At 34.1% G+C, this 22,145-nt stretch carries 15 protein-coding genes; 6 read left to right on the top strand and 9 right to left on the bottom strand.

Annotated elements, in window-relative coordinates:
- Positions 1-91 precede the first annotated feature (91 nt).
- From licT to GQ594_RS04815, 6 genes are all read left to right on the top strand, one after another.
- The gene (gene licT / locus GQ594_RS04840) at positions 92-934 is read left to right on the top strand and encodes a BglG family transcription antiterminator LicT (protein ID WP_160411511.1); all 843 of its coding nucleotides are present in this window, start codon (positions 92-94) and stop codon (positions 932-934) included.
- 193 nt (positions 935-1,127) lie between these two features.
- A complete protein-coding gene (locus tag GQ594_RS04835) occupies positions 1,128-3,008 on the top strand; it encodes a beta-glucoside-specific PTS transporter subunit IIABC (RefSeq protein WP_160411510.1) in 1,881 nt (626 codons plus the stop codon).
- A 3-nt stretch (positions 3,009-3,011) separates the two neighbouring features.
- A complete protein-coding gene (locus tag GQ594_RS04830; protein ID WP_160411509.1) occupies positions 3,012-4,403 on the top strand; it encodes a glycoside hydrolase family 1 protein in 1,392 nt (463 codons plus the stop codon).
- A 209-nt stretch (positions 4,404-4,612) separates the two neighbouring features.
- Positions 4,613-5,944 carry an OprD family outer membrane porin gene (locus GQ594_RS04825; protein WP_160411508.1) on the top strand — a complete coding sequence of 444 codons (1,332 nt, stop codon included), beginning with the start codon at positions 4,613-4,615 and terminating at the stop codon, positions 5,942-5,944.
- Positions 5,945-5,957: 13 nt separating this feature from the next.
- Complete coding sequence (locus GQ594_RS04820) at positions 5,958-6,725, top strand: histidine phosphatase family protein (RefSeq protein ID WP_160411507.1); 768 nt, start codon at positions 5,958-5,960, stop codon at positions 6,723-6,725.
- 140 nt (positions 6,726-6,865) lie between these two features.
- Positions 6,866-7,402 carry a methylated-DNA--[protein]-cysteine S-methyltransferase gene (locus GQ594_RS04815; RefSeq protein WP_160399940.1) on the top strand — a complete coding sequence of 179 codons (537 nt, stop codon included), beginning with the start codon at positions 6,866-6,868 and terminating at the stop codon, positions 7,400-7,402.
- A gap of 150 nt (positions 7,403-7,552) precedes the next feature.
- Here the strand turns inward: GQ594_RS04815 and GQ594_RS04810 are convergent, their stop codons facing one another.
- The 9 genes from GQ594_RS04810 to elbB all read right to left on the bottom strand — a co-directional run bounded on the left by GQ594_RS04810 (position 7,553) and on the right by elbB (position 22,035).
- Positions 7,553-8,461: a lysine exporter LysO family protein gene (locus GQ594_RS04810; protein ID WP_160399941.1), complete on the bottom strand. Its 909-nt coding sequence runs from the start codon at positions 8,459-8,461 to the stop codon at positions 7,553-7,555.
- A gap of 79 nt (positions 8,462-8,540) precedes the next feature.
- Positions 8,541-9,467, bottom strand: coding sequence for a VirK/YbjX family protein (locus GQ594_RS04805; RefSeq protein WP_160399942.1), 927 nt, complete (start codon positions 9,465-9,467; stop codon positions 8,541-8,543).
- A gap of 242 nt (positions 9,468-9,709) precedes the next feature.
- Positions 9,710-11,011 carry a phosphopyruvate hydratase gene (eno, locus tag GQ594_RS04800; protein WP_160399943.1) on the bottom strand — a complete coding sequence of 434 codons (1,302 nt, stop codon included), beginning with the start codon at positions 11,009-11,011 and terminating at the stop codon, positions 9,710-9,712.
- 47 nt (positions 11,012-11,058) lie between these two features.
- Positions 11,059-12,696 carry a glutamine hydrolyzing CTP synthase gene (gene pyrG, locus GQ594_RS04795; protein ID WP_160399944.1) on the bottom strand — a complete coding sequence of 546 codons (1,638 nt, stop codon included), beginning with the start codon at positions 12,694-12,696 and terminating at the stop codon, positions 11,059-11,061.
- A gap of 755 nt (positions 12,697-13,451) precedes the next feature.
- Complete coding sequence (locus tag GQ594_RS04790) at positions 13,452-16,031, bottom strand: IgaA/UmoB family intracellular growth attenuator (RefSeq protein WP_160411506.1); 2,580 nt, start codon at positions 16,029-16,031, stop codon at positions 13,452-13,454.
- A gap of 118 nt (positions 16,032-16,149) precedes the next feature.
- Positions 16,150-18,321 carry an IgaA/UmoB family intracellular growth attenuator gene (locus GQ594_RS04785; protein ID WP_160411505.1) on the bottom strand — a complete coding sequence of 724 codons (2,172 nt, stop codon included), beginning with the start codon at positions 18,319-18,321 and terminating at the stop codon, positions 16,150-16,152.
- A gap of 158 nt (positions 18,322-18,479) precedes the next feature.
- On the bottom strand, positions 18,480-18,974 hold the full coding sequence (ilvN, locus tag GQ594_RS04780; protein WP_160401444.1) for an acetolactate synthase small subunit: 495 nt from the start codon (positions 18,972-18,974) through the stop codon (positions 18,480-18,482).
- Positions 18,974-20,692, bottom strand: a complete 1,719-nt coding sequence (gene ilvI / locus GQ594_RS04775) for an acetolactate synthase 3 large subunit (protein WP_160401443.1) — start codon at positions 20,690-20,692, stop codon at positions 18,974-18,976. The genes ilvN and ilvI overlap by 1 nt, the downstream gene beginning before the upstream one ends.
- 683 nt (positions 20,693-21,375) lie before the next feature.
- Positions 21,376-22,035, bottom strand: a complete 660-nt coding sequence (elbB, locus tag GQ594_RS04770; protein ID WP_160411504.1) for an isoprenoid biosynthesis glyoxalase ElbB — start codon at positions 22,033-22,035, stop codon at positions 21,376-21,378.
- Between the last annotated feature and the right edge of the window lie 110 nt (positions 22,036-22,145).

Genomic DNA, 22,145 nt, shown 5'->3' with positions numbered 1-22,145 from the left:
TTTGATATCTATCACACTTTTTTATATTTCTGCTTTCTATTTTCTCAATGAGATTGATAATAGCTAAATCTAAAAAATTAGATTAAGCAGAATGAAAGTTCATAAAATACTAAATAACAATGTTGTTGTTACTCTAGATAAAAAAGGTAAAGAGCTAATTCTTACTGGTCGAGGTATTGGCTTTAAAAAACGCGAAGGCGATTTAATTGATCTCAACCTTATTGAAAAAAAATTTTCACTGGATGATAAAGACACTGTATCAAAATTTGCCGAGTTACTGTCTCAGATCCCGCTTGAGGTGTTAACTACGGCTGAAATTATTATTAACCATGCAAAAAAATTTATTGAAGGCAATCTACAAGATAGTATCTATATTTCTTTAACGGATCATATTCATTCGGCTATTGAACGCCACAAACACGGTTTTGATGTACCTAATGGTTTTTTGTGGGAAATCAAAAAATTCTATCCTAAAGAGTTTAAAATTGGTTTATACGCTCTATCAGTCATTAAAGAACGTTTAGGCATTGAACTACCTGAAGACGAAGCAGGCTTTATTACATTCCATATTATTAATGCACAACTTGATGGCACTATGCCTAATATTGTTAATATGACCAAAATCATGCGTGAAATACTCAATATTGTAAAATATCATTTTAACTTTGAATATGATGAAAATTGCTTATCTTATCAACGCTTTGTTACTCATTTAAAATTTTTTGCACACCGCATATTAAATCAACAATCGCAAACACAACAAGATGTTTCGTTATATGAAATCATTCGTCAAAAATATAAAAAATCCCACTTATGTACTAAACAAATCGATTTACATTTAATACAGCAATATCAACATCCGCTTTCTGATGATGAAAGTCTTTATTTAACCATTCATATTGAACGACTACGAACTGAACTTAAAAACTCATAATGTGAAGTAAATCACAATTTGATGATTATCCTTGTATAATGACTTATCTGTTTTTTTAAATTTATGCTAATCTAGGTAAACTAATAAGTGGATTGTTATTGTAAAGTTAAAATCTTTTACTTTGCAAGCAAAACCTAGATCCTCAAGCACTTGGGGATCTAGGTTTTTTTTTGTTAAAAAATAAGGATAAGGTATGAAAAACAAAGAACTTGCCGAATCAATTATTCAGCTCGTTGGCGGAAAGGACAATATTATCAGCTTAGTACATTGTGCTACTCGACTAAGGTTTGTTTTAAAAGATGATAATAAAGCTGATGCAGACACATTAAAAAAACGGGTCGGTGTAATCACTGTTGTACAAAGTGGTGGACAATTTCAGGTTGTTATTGGTAATAACGTTGCCGATGTATATAACGACATTATGCAATTGACAAATCTTAATGAAAGTAATCAATCATCCACCCAATCAGAAAAAAAATCAGGGATTTTTTCCAAATTGATTGATCTGGTTTCGAGTATCTTTATTCCTGCACTTGCGATACTTGTTGCTGGTGGGATTTTAAAAGGTCTGATCTCGTTATTACAAGTTATCAATATCATTGACCCAAAAACACCAACTTATAATTTTTTATTTGCTATTGCCGATGCTCCTTTTTATTACCTACCTATCATTTTAGGTTTTTCCGCTGTCAAAAAATTTGGTGGTAATCCCTATGTGGGTATGGCAATTGGTGGCGCATTAGTTCACCCCAATGTAGTTGGCATGATGAAAGGCGCATTAGAATTGCAAACCGAATTCTTTTCTATTCCAATTAGCCTTATCCCTTATGCATCATCTGTCTTCCCTATTATTTTAGCTAGTTGGATCTATTCAATATTAGAACGTAATTTTAATAAAATACTTCATGATTCATTTAAAAAATTTATTTCACCATTACTCAGTATATTAATTACTGTGCCATTAACATTTGCTGTTATTGGACCAATAGTCTCACTATTAAGTGATATCGTCGCTTCAGGCATTATCTATGTCTATCAATTAAATCCAATTATCGCGTCTATGATTTTAGCAGCAGTTTGGCAAATTATGGTAATTTTTGGTGTTCATTGGGGATTAGTCCCATTTTCAATGAATAACTTAGCCCTTTATCATGAAGACTTTATGTTACCTATTTTATTACCAGCTGTCTTTGCTCAAACAGGCGCAGTATTAGCAGTAATGTTACGTTCTAAAGATAAACAATTTAAAGCATTAGCAAGCTCTTCTGTATTATCAGGTATTTTTGGTGTGACAGAACCCGCAATTTACGGCGTGAATTTACCATTAAAAAAACCATTTGTTATTGGTTGTTTGTCCGCCGCTATTGGTGGAGGGATTGTTGGGTATTATCACACTGTTACCTATTCTTTTGGCCTCATTAGTATATTCTCATTTTTACAATTAATTCCAACTGAGGGAATTGATGCAAGATTTTATGCTGTTGTCGCTGCAACAATTATTTCCTTTACTATTGCAACAATCATCACTTACTTCTTTGGTATGCCTAAAGATAAATCCAAAACGAATGAAATTGATAACTTACCTTCTAAAAATAAGGATACTGTAAATAAAACCACGATCTACAGTCCAATGACAGGCAAAGTCATCCCGCTAAACGAAGTCACTGACCCCACATTTGCCAGCGAATTAATGGGTAAAGGTATTGCTATTATTCCAACTATTGGCCAAGCTTTAGCGCCTGATGATGGTGAAGTTGTTTCACTGTTTAGAACAAAACACGCTATTGGTTTCCAAACTGATTCAGGTGCAGAAATACTTATTCATATCGGTATTGATACCGTTAAATTGGATGGTCAACATTTCGAAGCTCATGTAGAAACGGGTAGCAAAGTTAAAAAAGGCGATTTATTAGTGAGTTTTGACATCGATGCAATCAAGCAAGCTGGATTTGAAATAATCACACCGATAATCATAACAAATACTGATAATTATCAAGATATAGAATGTATTTTTAAACAAGACACGATTGAAAATGGTGATGCTTTATTAGCGTTATCTCAAAATAAGGAGTAAAACATGTCAACACAATTTCCTAATGATTTTCTTTGGGGCGGAGCTATTGCCGCCAATCAGGTTGAAGGCGCTTATCAAGAAGGTGGTAAAGGATTATCCACATCAGACTGCACGCCAAACGGCTTATTTGGCGATATTATTGATCGAAATAAACATGATATTGCCAGCATAAAAGATAATGCGATTGATTTTTACCATCGCTATCCAGAAGACATTGCTCTATTTGCCGAAATGGGCTTTACATGCCTTCGAACATCAATTGCTTGGACACGAATTTTCCCTAATGGTGATGAACAACAACCAAACGAAGATGGTTTAGCTTTTTATGATAAGTTATTTGATGAAATGGCAAAACACAACATCACACCATTAGTAACATTATCGCATTATGAAATGCCCTATTCATTAGTCACACAATATGGTGGTTGGGGTAATCGTAAAGTCATTGAATTCTTTACCCATTACGCTAAAACTGTATTTGAACGTTACAAAAATAAAGTCAAATACTGGTTAACATTTAACGAAATCAACATGTCATTACACGAACCTTTCACTGGTGTAGGGTTAGATAGAAACAGTACAAAGCAACAAATTTATCAAGCAATTCATCATCAACTAGTTGCCAGTAGCCGTGCTGTAAAATTATGTCATGACATGATTCCTGATGCCAAGATTGGTAATATGTTATTAGGTGCGGTAGCCTACCCATTAACACCAAAACCTGAAGATGTTTGGGCCGCACACAATGAAAATCATGGTTGGTTATTCTTCGGTGATGTACAAGTTCGTGGTTATTATCCAACCTATATGAACCGATTCTTTAAAGAGCATAACATCAAACTGGAAATTACTGAACAAGATAAACACGATCTAAAAGAAACAGTCGACTTTGTTTCATTCAGTTATTACATGAGTTGCTGTGCAACTTCTGATGAATCTAAAAAAACTAAAGGTAACATTTTGGATATGGTACCTAACCCTTACCTTAAAGCATCTGAATGGGGATGGCAGATCGATCCAATTGGGATCCGTTACCTACTTAATTTACTTTATGAACGTTATCAAAAACCATTATTTATTGTTGAAAATGGACTTGGTGCTAAAGATAAATTAGAAGCAGATGGCACGATTAATGACGATTACCGTATTAACTATATGAATGATCACCTAGTACAAATCCGAGAAGCCATTAATGATGGTGTTGAAGTTATGGGTTATACAAGCTGGGGACCAATCGACCTTATTAGTGCCTCAAAAGCCGAAGTAACCAAACGTTATGGCTTTATATATGTTGACCTAAACCAAGATGGTTCTGGCACATTAAATCGTTATAAAAAGAAAAGCTTCTATTGGTACCAATCGGTAATTTCATCTAGGGGTGAAAATTTAAAATAGTAATCTGATCTTAATAAAGGGGATTACCACAACTGATCCCCTATTATTCTAAAAAATGGTCAATACAGCGTAAACGAAATTGGCAATATGAAGTATGTGAATAAGGGTAAAGCCTCATTAGAAAAGTAAAAATATTATTTATACATAATGGAATTAACTAAATAAAAAATTCATTTTTAATGAATAAAAATAAGTTAGGAAACATAACAATGAAAATAAAATGTCTTACACTAGTATTGCTGGGCTTATCAAGCTATTCAACACTAGCAAATGAAATTACTCATAACTCATTTTTACATAATACTTTTTTTAAAGATTCTAAACTTGATTTTTCTACTCGTAATCATTGGAAATATTTAAAAGAAAATGCATCCCAACCTAAAGAAGTACACAGCGCTTGGGGGCAAGCATTTAGCTTTGATTACAAATCAGGTTACTTATTTGATACCATTGGTTTTGATGTCACCTATGACAACATAATAAAACTAGGCGCCAGTGATTACTTCGCAACTCGAAACCTACTTTATAATGATGGCAAAGGTTATGATAAGCACAACGCTCACGGTTTTAATAAATTTACTCAACGTTATGCCAAAATTAAAGTTGGTAACGAAGCAATTAATTTCAAAGGTAAAGCGGGTTGGCATAGTTTGAAAGATTTTGGGGTAATAAGCTCATCAAGACACCTTACTCGCAATAGTTATCTTGGTTATAGTGGTACGCTAAAATATGATGATATTTATTTCTCATTAGCTTATATCGATAGCACCCTACCCCGCGAATCAGCTAAAAAAGTACATTTTTTAACAGCCGACCGTAAAAAAGTTATCGATAACATATCCACAGCAGAAATCGCTTATAAGGATAAAAATCTCACTTTAGATTACGCCTATGGTGTTGCCAAAGATTACCTAAAACGCCACGTAATTGAGTTATCTTATAAACCAACACAAAAACTAATTTTAGGTGGGCAATTCTATGGAAGTTATGCTCTTGATAACTATGATGCTATGAAACAAAACAAAAAAGAGTTTGAAGATCACGCATGGCACTATGCAACCGATATAGAATGGAAAGAACAAGACTGGAGTATGAAATTTGGTCTTGCCTACACTGATGCCAACAAACATAACGCTATCGGATATTATAATCGACATTTAGGTAAAAATACTCGTGCTCGTTTTAACGGTCTTGCAGCTGCTGGTGCAGATTATTTACGCGATGGTGAACTTGTTTTTACTAGCGTATTGACTTACGACTTTATCAAAGACAATAGTACTGGACTATATATGAGCTATGGTAAGTTTAATTACAAACACGAAACATTAAAAAATGGTGAAATAAATGTTTTCAACATCTGGAAACCAACCAGTGGCGTATTTAAAAACCTATCGATTTTATCTAAAGTAGGTTATGGCTGGTCTTACAAAACAGTCAGCGCTTCGGATCTTACTCCAAGACTTGATAATCACGGAAAATCTCAACGTTCACCTTCGCTTTCAGCAGAAACGGTTATTGATTACCGATTTAACTTGTTATAAATAAGGACACAATATGAAAAAATTTATTATATTAATCAGCTCATTAATTATCACTATCTCAACCGTATCGCAAGCCTTTGCTGATGATGTTTACCTTTACGTCACTCGGCATGGTAAAACGATGTTTAATAATGTACATCGAGCTCAAGGTTGGTCGGATACACCACTCACTAAACAAGGAGTTGAAGTTGCCAAGCAACTTGGTCGTGGTCTAAAAGATGTCAAATTTATTGCCGCTTATTCAAGCGACTTAGGGCGAGCACGGCAAACCGCTCGTGTTGTTTTAGAAGCAAAAGGCGATACAACCATTAATATCAACGAAATGGATGGCTTGCGCGAAACTTGTTTTGGTGAATATGAAGGCGATCTTGATCCAAACATGTGGACGCCTGCTGCGCAACATTTAGGTTATGCTTCCGATAAAGACTTAATGGCTGATTTAGCAAAAGGAAAAGTTAACCTAAAAAAAATGATGGATGCCATTGTGGCTGTAGAAAAATCAGGCGAAGCTGAAGATTACAATAAAGTAAAAACACGTATGCAAGCCTCGTTAAAAGCGATTGCTGAATCAGCAAAAGCACAAGGTGGTGGTAATGTTTTAGTGGTATCACATGGCATGGCTATCATGGCGATGGTTGAAGAGTGGTTAGATAAACCAGTGACAGAAGGACTTGGTAATGCAAGTGTCACCAAAATTCGTTATACAGATGATGGAAAATTCATTGTCGAAAGTTTAGGTGATATGAGTTATGTCGAAAAAGGAAAAAATCAATCTAAATAATCTAACAATATATGGCTCAACAACGAGCCATATTCCTCACTTTCCCGCATTTATACGAAATATTAATCAATAAATTGATGGCAATTATCATCATAAACAAGCATAATTTTGCATCGTAATCATACAAATATAAGGTAAATATGTTTTATTTATGCAACTATTCATCCCCAATGGGATTAATTACTCTAGCTAGCCAACAAAATAAGCTTGTTGGCGCTTGGATTGAAGGCGAAAAATATTTTGGTCATACAATCAATAAACAAACGGAACAAAACCCAAATTTACCAATTTTTAACTCAACAAAAAAATGGCTTGATGATTATTTTTCAGGAAAAAAGCCGAATCTATACCAATTAGAACTGGCCCCTATCGGTACACCTTTTAGGCTTTTAGTATGGGAAATTTTATGTAAAATCCCCTATGGCAAAGTCATTACTTATGGGGATATTGCCAAACAAATAGCATCAAAAACAAACAAAATAAGTATGTCTAGCCAAGCAGTGGGCGGAGCGGTTGGGCATAACCCGATATCCATTATCATCCCTTGCCACCGTGTTATTGGCACTAACGGTAATTTAACAGGTTATGCTGGTGGAATAGATAAAAAAATCAAACTGCTACAACATGAAGGGATCGACACCACACCATTTTTTGTGCCTAAAAATGAGCGTATATAAACCATCAATCAGCACAAAAACGGCCAAAAAATCGGTCAGGAAAGGTATTGATTTTATTAAAGTTTTTTAAATCACAAAACGCACAATATACTAAAAATAATCATAATAATGTATATAATGCGATTTAGTTAGCGGTTATCTGAATGGTTACTAAAACCCACCATAATTAAATAACGTAATCAATACCGGCATAATCAACGTCAATAAAAAACCTTGAGCAATAGCGGCAGGTACAATGGCTATTCCGCCACCTTTTTGTAGCATGGGTAATGTAAAATCCATTGATGTTGCACCGCACAGTCCTAATGTGGTTAATTGGTAGCGTTTAATTAGTGTTGGAATTAAGATAATTGCACATAACTCACGCAAAATATCATTTAAAAACGTCGCACTACCAATAATGGGGCCATGGGCTTCGGTCATTAAAATACCCGATAATGAATACCAACCGAACCCCGATGACATTGCAAGACCAACACGCGCAGGTAAATTTAGAATAAATGAGGCAATAACTCCACCTAAAAAGGCACTTATCATAACTAATAGTGTTGTTGTTATGCCTATTTTGTTAAGTAGAATATGTTTGATTGAAATATTATTACCGCGTAATTGTATTCCGACTAAAAACAATAAAAAAACCAACACAACTTGGGTGGTAATTTCGGCGTATTGCCAGATAAACAAAGGAAATAATCCACAAACAAACCCAAGAATTAATGCAATACAAACACGCAATGACTCAAAAATCATTTTAAAACGTGATTCATAGGTTTGATTTACTTTAACGGTTTTAGCCGGAGAACAGTAATCAAAAATAAGTAAAACGACAAAATTGCCACCAAATGTACAAACAAACAAAACACTGGAGTAGCATAAAATAGTTCGCAAATTAGTGGTTAAATTATCTAAATGAGCAAGTTCAGATCCCATAATAAATAAAATAAAGTAAACCAACCAGCTTAACGTTTGGTTAATTTTGGTCATCCAATTATCATTTTTAATCTTAATTAAGTACCCAATAAACAATGGTACTAACGCAATAAGAATACCAAAATACATATTTTATTCCTTACTATTCCTGACTATTATTTTTAAACTATTGGATCGAGTTTATGTTTTAAAATGTTATTGCTAATCATTACGTTAATGATGCCAATTTTTGCTCAATATTAACTTGAAGTTGATCCAATAAAGCGTAACGGTTTCGGTATTCTGAACGTTTTTTACTGGCGATTTCTTCAATAGATTTTCGATTAATTTGACTGGGTAATATAAATAAACCATTAGCATCTTGTTTGCTATCAAGTGTTAACCAAAAATCATCATAATCAGACAAAATACGCTCCTGACGACTGTTATAACGCCAGTTGTTATAGATGTGGGTTTTATTGCCTACAGCAACAATTTGCGTTAATTGGTAATAACGAGCAATTGTTAGTGCGGCTTCGACCGCAATGCGTTTAGGAAACAACCCATAGCACGCTTTAGTCGCTTTTTGCACACGTGTACGCGCATCATCATGCCCTGTGCCTTGTAAACCAGCAATAAACAGTGTTGGCTTGCCTTGATATTCAACGATTGAAAACGTCAAAGTGGCTAAATCAATGCCATCATTATCATAAAAATAAAGGCTGACTTCGCCCTCTCTTGCAAACTTATTGCGTGCTTGCACTGCGATTTGGATATTTTGTTCATTTTTAACCGCTACATCCGCCAATACAAAAGGCAATTGTGGATTATAAAATGCTTTAGTTACACTTTCAGGTTGTTTGGCTAAAAAATCATAGTGATACGCCAAAGCAGCATAACGCGCTTTTTGGCTTAGGCAAGAAGCTAAATAAGGACGCTGTAATTTACATGGCAAATTTGTTTGACACGAAAAATAATCGCCAAGTAGTGGGTACTGTCTTAATTTATCAAGCCATTTTAGGGTGATTGGGCTTAAAAATAAGGTTCTGAAAAAAAACTTATAACGATAAGTCGGATTAAGCCATAATTCGTTTAGCGGTAATTTACCGGTATAAAGCCAGTTAAAGAGTTGCCATTTACTTTTTGGCCGAGACATATTCGTAATATTATTCATAAGTAGAAATTAAAATCGAGTTAGTTATTCTGTCAATTACAAGGTGATTAAATCAATACGCATTGAAATTTATAATCAGCCATAAAAAAATCAAACAATAAGAGTACAACACAACCTCAGTTGGCGCAACTGTTCCTGCGATTATGTAAGATTAAATTAAATGAAAATAAAAAACGGTGAACTAGTCACCGTTTTTAAGCAATAACGTTGTTTATAAAAACAAATTATTGACCTTTAACTTCTTTTAAACCGTTGAATGGTGCTTTTGAACCTAATGCTTCTTCAATACGGATTAATTGGTTATATTTAGCAACACGGTCAGAACGGCTCATTGAACCAGTTTTGATTTGACCAGCAGCTAAACCAACAGCTAAATCAGCAATTGTAGAATCTTCGGTTTCACCACTACGGTGAGAAATAACCGCTGTATAACCCGCATCTTTCGCCATTTTAACCGCAGCGATAGACTCAGTTAATGTACCGATTTGGTTTACTTTAACTAAGATAGAGTTAGCGATGCCTTTTTCAATACCTTGTTTAAAGATTTTAGTATTAGTTACAAATAGATCGTCACCCACTAATTGGATTTTGTGACCTAATGCTTTAGTTTGATATGCCCAACCTTCCCAATCGCTTTCATCTAAACCATCTTCGATTGATACGATTGGATATTCGTTAGTTAAACCTTCTAAATAGTGAGTAAATTCTTGAGCAGTGAATTCTTTATTACCTTCACCTTTCAATACATATTTACCAGTTTCTTTGTTATAGAATTCAGACGCAGCACAGTCCATTGCTAAAGTGATATCTTTACCTAAAACATAACCTGCTTTTTCTACTGCTTCTTTAATACAAGCTAATGCTTCAGCATTTGAACCTAAGTTAGGCGCAAAACCACCTTCATCACCAACAGCTGTATTCATGCCTTTAGCATGTAAAACTTTTGCTAAGTTGTGGAATACTTCTGACCCCATACGGATTGCTTCACGTACTGTTTTAGCACCAACTGGTTGAATCATAAATTCTTGTAAATCGATGTTATTATCAGCATGTTCACCACCATTGATGATGTTCATCATAGGTAATGGCATTGAATATTGACCCGGAGTACCGTTAAGATCAGCAATGTGTTGATAAAGTGGAACACCTTTAGCAGCAGCGGCTGCTTTAGCAGTTGCTAAAGATACAGCAAGAATTGAGTTAGCACCTAAGTTAGATTTAAAATCAGTTCCATCTAAGTCAAGCATAACTTGGTCGATAGCTGCTTGGTCTAACGCATCTTTACCCACTACAGCTTTAGCAATTGGTCCATTAACGTTTTCAACCGCTTTTAATACGCCTTTACCTAAAAAGCGAGATTTGTCACCATCACGAAGTTCTAACGCCTCACGCGAACCTGTTGATGCACCTGATGGAACAATAGCAAGACCAACGAATCCACCTTCTAAATGAACTTCCGCTTCAACAGTTGGATTACCACGAGAGTCGATGACTTCACGACCATGTACTTTAACGATTTTTGCCATGTTATTTTCCTCTATATGACAGATATATTACAAATGTTAATTTAAAACTATTTTTGTTGCTGCTCTTGATAAGTTTTGGCAGCCTTAATAAAACTACTAAATAGTGGATGCCCATCACGCGGTGTTGACGTAAACTCTGGATGGAATTGACATGCAACAAACCATGGATGCTCTGGGACTTCGATGATTTCAACTAGCTTTCTATCCGTTGAAAGCCCTGTCACCTTTAACCCAGCTTTAACCACTTCTGGTAATAAATTATTATTCACTTCGTAACGATGGCGATGACGCTCAGTGATCGATTCATTTTTATACATACCGTATACTAATGAATTTGGTTCTAAATGGCAAATCTGAGCACCTAAACGCATTGTGCCACCTAAATCGCTGTTTTCATTACGTTGCACAACATTGCCTGATTGATCACTCCACTCGGTAATTAACGCAATAATTGGGCTTGCGCAATCTTTCACAAATTCGGTTGAATTTGCATCTTTAATACCTGCAACATTGCGAGCATATTCGATCATAGCAACTTGTAAACCAAGGCAAATACCTAAATATGGAATTTTGTTTTCACGCGCATAGCGAGCAGCCATGATTTTACCTTCAACACCACGATAACCAAATCCACCAGGAATTAAAATCGCATCTAAGCCCTCAAGCAACTCAGTACCACGCGACTCAAGATCTTCAGAATCAATATAACGAATATGCACCGTTAAACGATTTTTTAATCCGCCATGTTTTAACGCTTCATTAACTGATTTATAGGCATCAGGTAACGCAATATATTTACCCACCATACCAATCGTCACTTCGCCAACAGGGTTCGCCTCTTCATAAATAACTTGCTCCCACTCAGAAAGGTCGGCTTCTTTACAATCAAGATTGAAACGCTTACAAACAAACGTATCTAAATTTTGTGATTTTAATAATGCAGGAATCTTATAAATCGAATCAACATCCTTAAGCGAAATAACCGCACGCTCAGGCACATTACAAAATAGAGCAATTTTGGCGCGCTCATTAGCAGGAATAACACGATCAGAACGGCAAATTAACACATCGGGTTGAATACCAATTGATAATAATTCTTTTACTGAATGCTGTGTCGGCTTGGTTTTAACTTCGCCAGCGGATCCTAAATAAGGAACCAATGTTAAATGCATAAACAACGTATGTTCACGTCCCACATCAACGGCTAATTGGCGAATTGCCTCTAAAAATGGCAGTGACTCAATATCGCCCACCGTACCACCGATTTCAACAATCGCAACATCAAAACCTTTCGCCCCATCAATGACACGCGACTTAATTGCGTTTGTGATATGAGGAATAACTTGAACTGTTGCCCCTAAATAATCGCCACGGCGCTCCTTACGCAACACATCAGAATAGATTCGACCCGTAGTAAAGTTATTTTTTCGCGTCATTTTAGTACGAATAAAACGCTCATAATGACCTAAATCAAGATCGGTTTCGGCGCCATCTTCAGTCACGAAAACCTCACCATGTTGAGTCGGGCTCATCGTACCCGGATCGACATTAATATAGGGATCGAGTTTAAGCATGGTGACTTTTAAATTGCGGGCTTCTAAAATTGCAGCGAGTGATGCTGCGGCAATGCCTTTACCCAAAGAAGAAACGACACCGCCTGTAACAAAAATATAATTCGTGACCATTAATACCAGACCATTATTTATTTAATAGAACAATATTGCACTATGGCTAAATGATAAAAACCAATGCAATATATGATGAATCAGACGGGAAAATAGTATAACAGAATCTGTCTTGCCTAACAATTGAATAATTAATTTTAACGGATGTTTTAATTGGGCTGATTATAGGGTATTTTTTGCTTTGGTGGATAAAATGGGCGACAGTAACCACGTTCACGTTGTTAAGGGAGGGCGTCGGTGGAGGTGATGGTGTGAAACCTTTCTAAACCGCCTACACGGCGTTAAAGTAGAACTTAAGATTTGATAAATCTTGCTATATAAAAATAAACCACAATTTTTGCTTTGAAAACCTTTTTTTAAGCTATTTTTAATGTTTTGATTTTATTAAATTTTAATTTATCGTAAAAAAAGGGGTTGGTAGAGTTTTATATTCAAAAAACGGATAGAAAATAAATTTAATAAAATCAGTACTTTTTCTGACCTTTTTTTGCGATTAAATACTGTTATCTGGAGCATGTTTTTATTGTTTTTGTGAATTTGTTAGTTGTCGGCGTTCAACGTTAGTTATGCAGACAGTTGATTTTGCTTGAAAACAGCCAAACAAAAACTTAAATAAAATCAACACCTTTCCTGACCACTTTTTGGGTAAAATAATGGCTTTATCACGTTATATAGTCTAAATCAATTTTATTTATATTGATTTATTATTTTTGATAAAGCCATTGATTTGGCTGTAAATCCATTAAATGGAGTAATTATTTTATTCTATTTTCATATGCTTTGATGATATTGTCTTTTCGTTTATTATTTGCAATAAGTTTGTAGCAAATTATTATGCCATTAGACAATGCCGTTAAAACAGTAATAATAAAAATAGCGACACCAATAAATATAGGCGAAGTGAAAGATAATAGCCGCTGTTGATAGATGCGATATAACAGGTCATCGTTAATTGTTAGATTTGAAACGGTGTTGTCATTTTGATAATCAACCTGTGTCACTAAGCCTGAAGTTTTGACCCTCCCGCCCTTTCCTAATAACGCATTTTTATATATTTGTAATAAGCCTGTATCTTCGCCATCTAGCTGAGTAATTTTTATCTCTTGTGCATTTGTAAGTTTTAAACCAACACTTTGTGGTGATTGTTGGTAATTAGTTAGGGATATGTTTGATTTGTTTAGGTAATAAAATGTCACGCTTTTTTTCAAATTTTTGATTTGTTGTTCTAGTGGTTCTAGCGTGCTATTAAAGATAATTTCTTCGTGATTTGTATTTTTTTTGCTGTATTCAACTAGCTCAGACCACTGTTCAATTGGACTGTCGATAGGTTTTATGGTATTGATTAAAGTCTGTTTAATTCGACTACATTTATCCTCTTCAAATAATTGACAACTTTCATCAATGGTTAAAATTAAGCGGTCAATATGTAATAGTTTGGTTAATGGTTCAATTTGTGAATAATATTGATGTTTTTTATTTCGTTCGGCGTTTATTTTTTTTTCAAGTTGTTTGACTGAATCATCTCGTACAGTTTCAATTAAGTCATCGTTGTATAATGCATTTATTAAATCATTATCAAATATGGTTTCTTCACCGTTATTTGTAACTTGTTGGTTGATAAACACTTTATCGCAATGTTCTAAATACAGGTTGCTTTCTGCATTACATGATGCGCCGTTGAGTTTGAGATTAATAAAATCGCCTTTTTTGATTGGACTGTTTTTTAAAGATTCAGCATCTTTAATGTTCCAAATGGAAACATTGCTATCAAAAGGATAATTAGCCAATTGCAAATTATCGGTGATATCCACCATTTTGAAAATCATAATAGACAAAAGAAATGCCGTAACAAATAGAATTAAATTGCGCATTATAAATTTGGGTGGGCCAAATTCTTCAATTTCACGGCTGATGGATAATAAATTACCATAACGAAGGAGTTTTTCTTTGTTTACAATGGCATCGATATCGACATCTTCATTGAGTTTACAAGGTAAAAAAGGAGCCCAATAAGCGGGATATGTTAAAGTTAGATCATCGCTAACAATTATTCTGTTTTTTATATCGTCTTTATAGCGAATTTTTGTTTTTATACGGCTAACGTCTAAGGTATAAGGTTGTGCCTTACGCAGGTAAAAGAAAATAGATACAATCAAGCTCAGCGCAATAAATAGCGGTAACCATGAGTCAAAAGTGTACCAATATTTAATATAGATTATAACCGTTAAAGCTAAAAAAACAGCGGCAAATATGCCATTGTTTTTTTTGCTTCTGTTTGAAGATTCTATCGGTGTTTCTTGACGTTGTTCAACTATTTCATAACTAACTTTAGGTTTTAATTCAATATCTTTTTTATCAATTCTAATTATGCTGTCATTGGTATCGGTTAGGTTTTGTTCTGGTAAAATTTCTTCTTTTTTGCTTTTCCAAGCGGGTTCAAAATAAGTTTTTTTATTTTGTTGCTTTTGCCGTTGTTGCTGCAGTTGTTTTTGTTTTGCTGTTTTTAAGTCATATTGATTGATTTTGACTACTAATGCATAGTGTTCAGTAACGACAACTTGCACGATGTTAATATCTTCAACATATCGTTCCATGTCATAAGGGAAAAAGACAACAATATCACCAATTTGATAAGTATAGATAGGATCATTACTATTATTAGAATGATTAATAGCAATACATGAACCAACAATAATTGACACATCAGAACTAACTAACGTGGAACTATGCTCATAATGTCCGACCATGGTTGGGTTATTAAGATAAGGTTCAAGTAGTTGCAGTTCTTCTTCTTTTATTGGCCGAGTTAACTCGGAAGATGAAGGCGATAAACTATATAGGCTATTTTTTTTATTAGGTGTAGCACCAAAATCCGCTAACGTGTCTAAACTATAGCCATTAAAACTAATCACAATTGCATAATTCGAGGTAAAAACCACTTCCGCAACATTGTGGCTTAAAGAAAATAGCTGTAAATTATAAGGAAATAGCGCTTCAATACCATCTATCTCATAATAAAAATCGGTTTCTTCTGAATTGGTATAAAAACTGTGACGAATACAAGCCCCCTCAATAATGGATACCTCAGAGTCCACTAATGACGATCGTAATTTATAAGGTTTAACTAACTTTTTATTGTTAAGATAAGGCGTTATAAGCTCAAGCTCTTCTGCTGTTAATCGTCTTGTTGTTTGGCGGTTATTAATAAACTCTTCTAGATTTCTTTTGTTTTGCTTACGTTCTGATTTAAAATCAGACCATTTACCTAGTCCAATTAAGCAACTAAGTAACGTAATTAGGAGTAAAATGATTTTTAAAGTAGAAATTGTATCCATTTTTTGCGTTTTCCTTTTTATTCTAGTGCAGTTATTATTTTTGTTTTTTATGTTTAAAAATGCAAAAATTAAATACAATTACATTTAATTTCTACATAACAATAGGTTATATCATATATTAGATCATTCTATTTTTATAAAATTTAATGATTTCTGTTTGTCGTCGACGATTGGTAATTAATTTATAACAAAGTTTTATGCCATTAAAAAATGATGTTAAGCAGGTAACAATAAAAATAACAAGGCTTATTAAAACTGGCGATGTTAACGAAAATAGATCATTTAAATTCATACGGTAGCAATAGTTTGCATCCACATTTAATCCTGATATTGTATTATCATCTTGATAATAAATATCGTTAACTAATCCAACGATATTAATTGTTCCTGCTTTGGCCAATAGAACATCATAATAATGATTTAACTTTAATTCTAATAATGAATCTTGTGTAAGGTTGTCATTATTTACATTTTCTAGAGTGCTTATGTCTTTGTAGCTATAATTAGATAAATCAATTTTTAAGCTTGGTTTTTGATGCTGATAATTTGAAACTGTATCTTTTACTTTTACTAATATATCTTTCTTTAATGTTGAAATTGAGCTATCAAGCCTAGATACAAATTTGTTATCAACCACCTCATCATAATTTGGACGCTCTTCAGCACTTTTAACCATTTCTTGCCAATTAGAACTATCATAAAATATAGATAATTCTTTTTTAACGTTCTGACAATCCAATTCAAAAACGTTGCAAGCTTTATCTAAAGTAGTCACAATTTTTCCTATACTTTTTAGTTTTGTATAAATATTTTTGATGTTATAAATTGATGCTCGCCTATCATATTGTTTATATAGTTCATTTATTCTTTCTTGATATTGCTGAACTCTCATAACATCACGATCGATATAAGTATTAATAAAATTATTATCAAATAAGCTTTTCATTAGATCCGCCATTGATGCTACACGATTATTTTCAATAGGTTGATTGTTAATAAATAATGTATGACATCCTTCTTTATTACTCTTTTCATTGACATCACATGATACACCACTCATTTTTATGTTAACCAAATCACCTTTTTTAATTAGGCTGTTTTTTAAGCTTGATTCATCTTCTAGATTCCAAGATGTTATACTTCCATTAAAAGCCCGATAAGCCAATAACGCATTATCAACAATACTTGTTTGAAAATAGACAATAGCAGATAAAACAACGCCTGTAATAAAGAGGATTAAATTGCGCTTAACAAATTTTGGGGGTCCAAATTGTTCAATTTCGTGGTTAATTGAAAGCGTGTTTTCATAACGAATTAAGTTTTTATCATCTACTGTTACATCCATGCTAGCTGGCATAGATGATTTATCAGGAAGGAACGGCAACCAATAAGGTGGAACGTTTAAAATATAATTTTTATCAACAGTTACTTTTTTGGTATCAGTTTGTTTAGAGATAATTAAGCCTTTAATACATTTTACTTTGTGTAAATCGTATTTAGACTTTGGCTGATACCAATAAAATAGAATAAAAAGAATAAAACTAAAAATGACTAAAAAAAGAATGGCAGAATTATTCAAATACCAATACATCAGGAAAGATACTGTCATTGATACCAAAAAAAACGCTGATAATATGCCATTCGTTTTTGGGTTTCTATTTTTTGATTCTAATGGTGTTTCTTCTCGCTCTAACAATTCAACATAGCTAATTTTGTTATCAGTTTCTGATTTTATTTTCGCTGCTTTGTCACTACTTAGTTGCTTATCTTCTAAAGTTTCAAGATCAAAAGATTGTTCGTGTAGCCAAGGTTCATCGAGTTCTGAGTATATGCCCCCATTTTGAGACTCTGCAGCAGTTTTTATATCATAACCATTGACTTTAACAACAAATGCGTATCTTTCGGTAAAAACAACTTCTACCTCGTTAAAGTCTGAAATATGATGGTACATATTATAAGGAAAAAAGAGTTCAATGCCGCCAATCTCATAATAAAAAGATGTTTCTTCAGAATTAGTGTATAAACTATGTCGGACACAATTCCCTGCTAACGCTGATACGTCTAAATCAATTAGAGAAGATTGATATTTATAAGGAAACACCAACCATTTATTATCCAAATAAGGTTTTAGAAGCTGAAATTCATCTTCAGTTAATTTTCTTATTGAAGTGCGCTCATTAATAATATCATTTAAATTTTGTTTATTTTGATTCCTTTCTGACCTATAGTTAATCCAAGAAAATAAAGCAAGACCTATCAAAAAAAGTTTAATTAACCAATAAAACTCCATCCCTATATTTTCCTTATATTATTGCTAGTAATAAATAAAGTTAACAATATAACTTTTATATTATTGTATTTTTGTCAAAATTAAGGCGCATAATGCGCCTTAATTAAATAAGTTATCTATAAATATGTTAATTATAAATATAGCTATTATAAATATAGCTATTTAACTGTTTTTTCACTACGCGATAAACCAATAATGCCAGAACGAACAGTTTCGACAATATTGCAAGTTTCACGGATCGAGGCTAAAAACGAGTCTAGTTTTTCGCTAGTTCCCGATAATTGTACGATATAATGTGTTGCAGTAACATCTACAATTGATCCTCTAAAAATATCAGCACAGCGTTTAACTTCGTCACGTGCCTCTGATCCTTTTGCGGCGACTTTGACTAGCATAATTTCGCGCTCAACATGTGGTCCTTCGGTTAAATCATGCACACGGTAAACATTAACTAGCTTATGTAGCTGTTTTTGGATCTGTTCAAGGACATGTTCATCACCACTAGTCTGTATTGTCATGCGGTGCATGGTGGGATCTTCTGTCTGCGCTGTTGTAATTGTTTCAATATTAAAGCCACGTTGTGAAAACAACCCAATAATTCGTGACAATGCGCCTGGTTCGTTTTCAGTTAAAATTGATAATATATAACGCATTAGGTTCTCTCCGTTTTGCTAAGCCACATTTCGTTCATTGCGCCACCACGAACTTGCATTGGGTAGACGTGTTCAGTAGCATCGGTCATAACATCTACAAAAACCAAACGGTTTTTAATGGCTAATGCTTGTTTGAGTTTTGGCTCTAGTTCTTCACGTTTAGTAATTACCATTCCAACATGACCATAGGCTTCAGCTATCTTGGCAAAATCGGGGAGCGATTCCATATAAGAGCTAGAATGCCTGCCTGCATAAATCATATCTTGCCACTGTTTAACCATGCCTAAAAAACGGTTATTTAGGTTTAACACAAGTACAGGTAAACCATATTGTAATGCGGTTGATAGCTCTTGAATATTCATTTGGATACTGCCATCACCAGTGACACAGACAACGGTCTTTTTAGGAAACGCTAATTTAACCCCAAGCGCCGCAGGCAATCCAAACCCCATAGTGCCAAGCCCACCCGAAGTAATAAAATGACGTGGTTTATCAAATGGGTAATAAAGTGCAGTAAACATTTGATGTTGACCAACATCGGTTGTCACAAATGCATCACCTTTGGTTAGTTTATATAATACTTCAACGGCTTCTTGAGGTTTTATACTCTCGCCGTCATGGCTGTAAGCTAAACAGTGACGAGCTCGCCAATGTTCGATCTGCTTCCACCAATCGACTAATGCGTCTAAATCACGCTCTACATTCAGCTCATCAATTTGAGATAACATTGTTTCAACCACCATTTTAGCATCACCCACAACGGGGATACTTGCCATAATGGTTTTTGATATTGAGGTTGGGTCGATATCAACATGAATAATTTTGGCTTTAGGGCAATACTTTTCAACATTATTTGTTGTTCTATCATCAAATCTAGCACCTATAGCCAAAATGACATCGGCATTATGCATAGCCACATTGGCTTCATAAACACCATGCATACCAACCATACCAAGGTAATGTTTGTCAGTACTAGGAAAGGCACTAATCCCCATTAATGTTGAGGTAACTGGCAAATTTAATTTTTCAGCAAAAGCTTTAATTGCATCACTAGCATTTGCCGCAATTACCCCGCCACCAATACACAAAACAGGCTTTTTAGCCGCTAGTAAAGTAGTTAACGCTTTTTTAATTTGCCCTTTATGCCCCTGTATAGTTGGATTGTAAGAGCGCATAGTGACTGATTTTGGATAATGATAATTATATTTATTGGCAGGGTTAACAATGTCTTTAGGTAAATCAATAACAACGGGGCCTGGCCTACCGGTTGAGGCAATATAAAACGCTTTTTTGATCGTTTCAGGAATATCTTTACTATCTTTGATTAAAAAGCTGTGTTTTACAATTGGGCGGGAAATACCAACCATATCACATTCTTGGAATGCATCATTACCGATTAAGTTGCTAGCAACCTGCCCCGACAATATCACTAGCGGTACGGAGTCCATGTAGGCAGTGGCAATGCCTGTAATGGTGTTTGTTGCCCCCGGCCCTGATGTAACTAACACAACACCTACATCGCCTGTTGCTCTTGCATAACCATCGGCCATATGTACCGCAGCTTGTTCATGACGAACTAGAATATGTTCAATTCCACCTAGAGTATGAATTGCATCATAAATATCAAGAACGCTACCACCGGGATAACCAAATATCTGTTTTACGCCTTGGTCAATCAAAGATTGAATAACCATCTCTGCACCTGACAGCTTCGCCATGGTTGTTGCCTCCAATGTTACTGATTTATTATATAGTGAATCATTTTGCATCAACTTGTAAGTAAAATCAATAAAGTCAATCAACTAAGTGAAATTCAAATAAAATTAAACACAAATAATTTGTAGGAATTCCTCGCGTTGTTTACAGTAATTTGAGAAACGACTGTAATGAATATATATAAAAACAAAATTAACGCCTTATGGTCAGCCACCGACCATTTATAACGAGCTAAAGAAAACCCAGTTAAAGCTATTTATTTGTCCCTTTAATCAGTAAAAATGAACGTTATAAAACCATCAGTTATGAAATTAAACGTCTAGTTAAAGTCGAAAAGTCCATTGAAGATAAACTAAGGCGATAACCTAAACGCTATAACAAAACCTCCCCCAAGTGAAATGTTGTATGTCGATACCAAACATTTACCTTTACTTAAAAATGAAACGAAAGCGCAACATAGAGAATATTTATTTGTTAGCATTGATGATTTTTCATGTAAATTTTTATGCTGGTATTATAATACCATTAAACCGTATAAGCGATTTTGAGGAAAACACCTTATGAGTTTTTACAGGATTATTTTAAATATGAAGAGTAAACAACTCGGCGTTTTCCTACATAGTTTAACAGTTACTTATAAAAACTCATAACTGTCAGATTACGTTTTTAGTTTGGCTAGCACAAATTAAGATAGCTCAATAATTGCCTTAATTAATTTTGATATTCCTTGGTAGGCATCAGCTAAATTGATACCATCGTCCATATAAGCTGGCGTTGTCACTATTTTATTTTTTTCATCAATTATACAATCTGAAGTGTGGCAATTTTTATGTATCACGCCTGTTTTTTCAATTTCATCTGCTAGATTTTTATCATTCCCTAAGGTAATATTCGGTTTATGAGAGCCTAAAGATAATGCAATTAAAGCGGGTGAAATACATATAGCACCAATAGGTTTTTTATTGGTATGAAATTCACGAATAACTTTTAAAACAATGGGGTTTACTTTCGAAGTGATGCCATCAAAAGCAAAGCTACAAAGATTCTTAGCAACACCAAATCCTCCTGGGATAATTAACGAAGAGTAGTTATCAACGTTAATTTTGGTAAGATCTTCAATTTTTCCCCTAGCAATTCTAGCTGACTCCTCTAGAATATTTCGTTTTTCATTACTTTGTATATCACCAGTCAAATGATTGACTACATGATATTGATCTTCGTTCAAAGAAAAAATATCATATTGAACCTGTAGAGTATCTAATGCTAAAAGAGTTAGAACTGATTCTCTAATTTCTGAACCATCTAAATATCCACACCCAGAGAGTATTACAGCAATTTTTTTCATATTAAACCTAAATTTGATTATATTGATAACGTTGTATTTTACTTTGATACTTGCTGATACTAAACCAGCAACGTTTTTAATTCTAACACATAACCTATTTTTAAATATTT

This window comes from Gilliamella sp. Pra-s52, assembly GCF_009795805.1.
In the GTDB taxonomy this organism is placed as follows: Bacteria; Pseudomonadota; Gammaproteobacteria; order Enterobacterales; family Orbaceae; genus Gilliamella.
Note: the sequence above shows the minus strand (reverse complement) of the source record. Positions and strands in the feature narration are given on the sequence as shown.

Bases quoted from the DNA above. Each gene is read 5' to 3' on its own strand.
- licT (WP_160411511.1), top strand. From the start codon at position 92: ATGAAAGTTCATAAAATACTAAATAACAATGTTGTTGTTACTCTAGAT.
- GQ594_RS04835 (WP_160411510.1), top strand. From the start codon at position 1,128: ATGAAAAACAAAGAACTTGCCGAATCAATTATTCAGCTCGTTGGCGGA.
- GQ594_RS04830 (WP_160411509.1), top strand. From the start codon at position 3,012: ATGTCAACACAATTTCCTAATGATTTTCTTTGGGGCGGAGCTATTGCC.
- GQ594_RS04825 (WP_160411508.1), top strand. From the start codon at position 4,613: ATGAAAATAAAATGTCTTACACTAGTATTGCTGGGCTTATCAAGCTAT.
- GQ594_RS04820 (WP_160411507.1), top strand. From the start codon at position 5,958: ATGAAAAAATTTATTATATTAATCAGCTCATTAATTATCACTATCTCA.
- GQ594_RS04815 (WP_160399940.1), top strand. From the start codon at position 6,866: ATGTTTTATTTATGCAACTATTCATCCCCAATGGGATTAATTACTCTA.
- GQ594_RS04810 (WP_160399941.1), bottom strand. From the start codon at position 8,461: ATGTATTTTGGTATTCTTATTGCGTTAGTACCATTGTTTATTGGGTAC.
- GQ594_RS04805 (WP_160399942.1), bottom strand. From the start codon at position 9,467: ATGTCTCGGCCAAAAAGTAAATGGCAACTCTTTAACTGGCTTTATACC.
- eno (WP_160399943.1), bottom strand. From the start codon at position 11,011: ATGGCAAAAATCGTTAAAGTACATGGTCGTGAAGTCATCGACTCTCGT.
- pyrG (WP_160399944.1), bottom strand. From the start codon at position 12,696: ATGGTCACGAATTATATTTTTGTTACAGGCGGTGTCGTTTCTTCTTTG.
- GQ594_RS04790 (WP_160411506.1), bottom strand. From the start codon at position 16,031: ATGGATACAATTTCTACTTTAAAAATCATTTTACTCCTAATTACGTTA.
- GQ594_RS04785 (WP_160411505.1), bottom strand. From the start codon at position 18,321: ATGGAGTTTTATTGGTTAATTAAACTTTTTTTGATAGGTCTTGCTTTA.
- ilvN (WP_160401444.1), bottom strand. From the start codon at position 18,974: ATGCGTTATATATTATCAATTTTAACTGAAAACGAACCAGGCGCATTG.
- ilvI (WP_160401443.1), bottom strand. From the start codon at position 20,692: ATGGCGAAGCTGTCAGGTGCAGAGATGGTTATTCAATCTTTGATTGAC.
- elbB (WP_160411504.1), bottom strand. From the start codon at position 22,035: ATGAAAAAAATTGCTGTAATACTCTCTGGGTGTGGATATTTAGATGGT.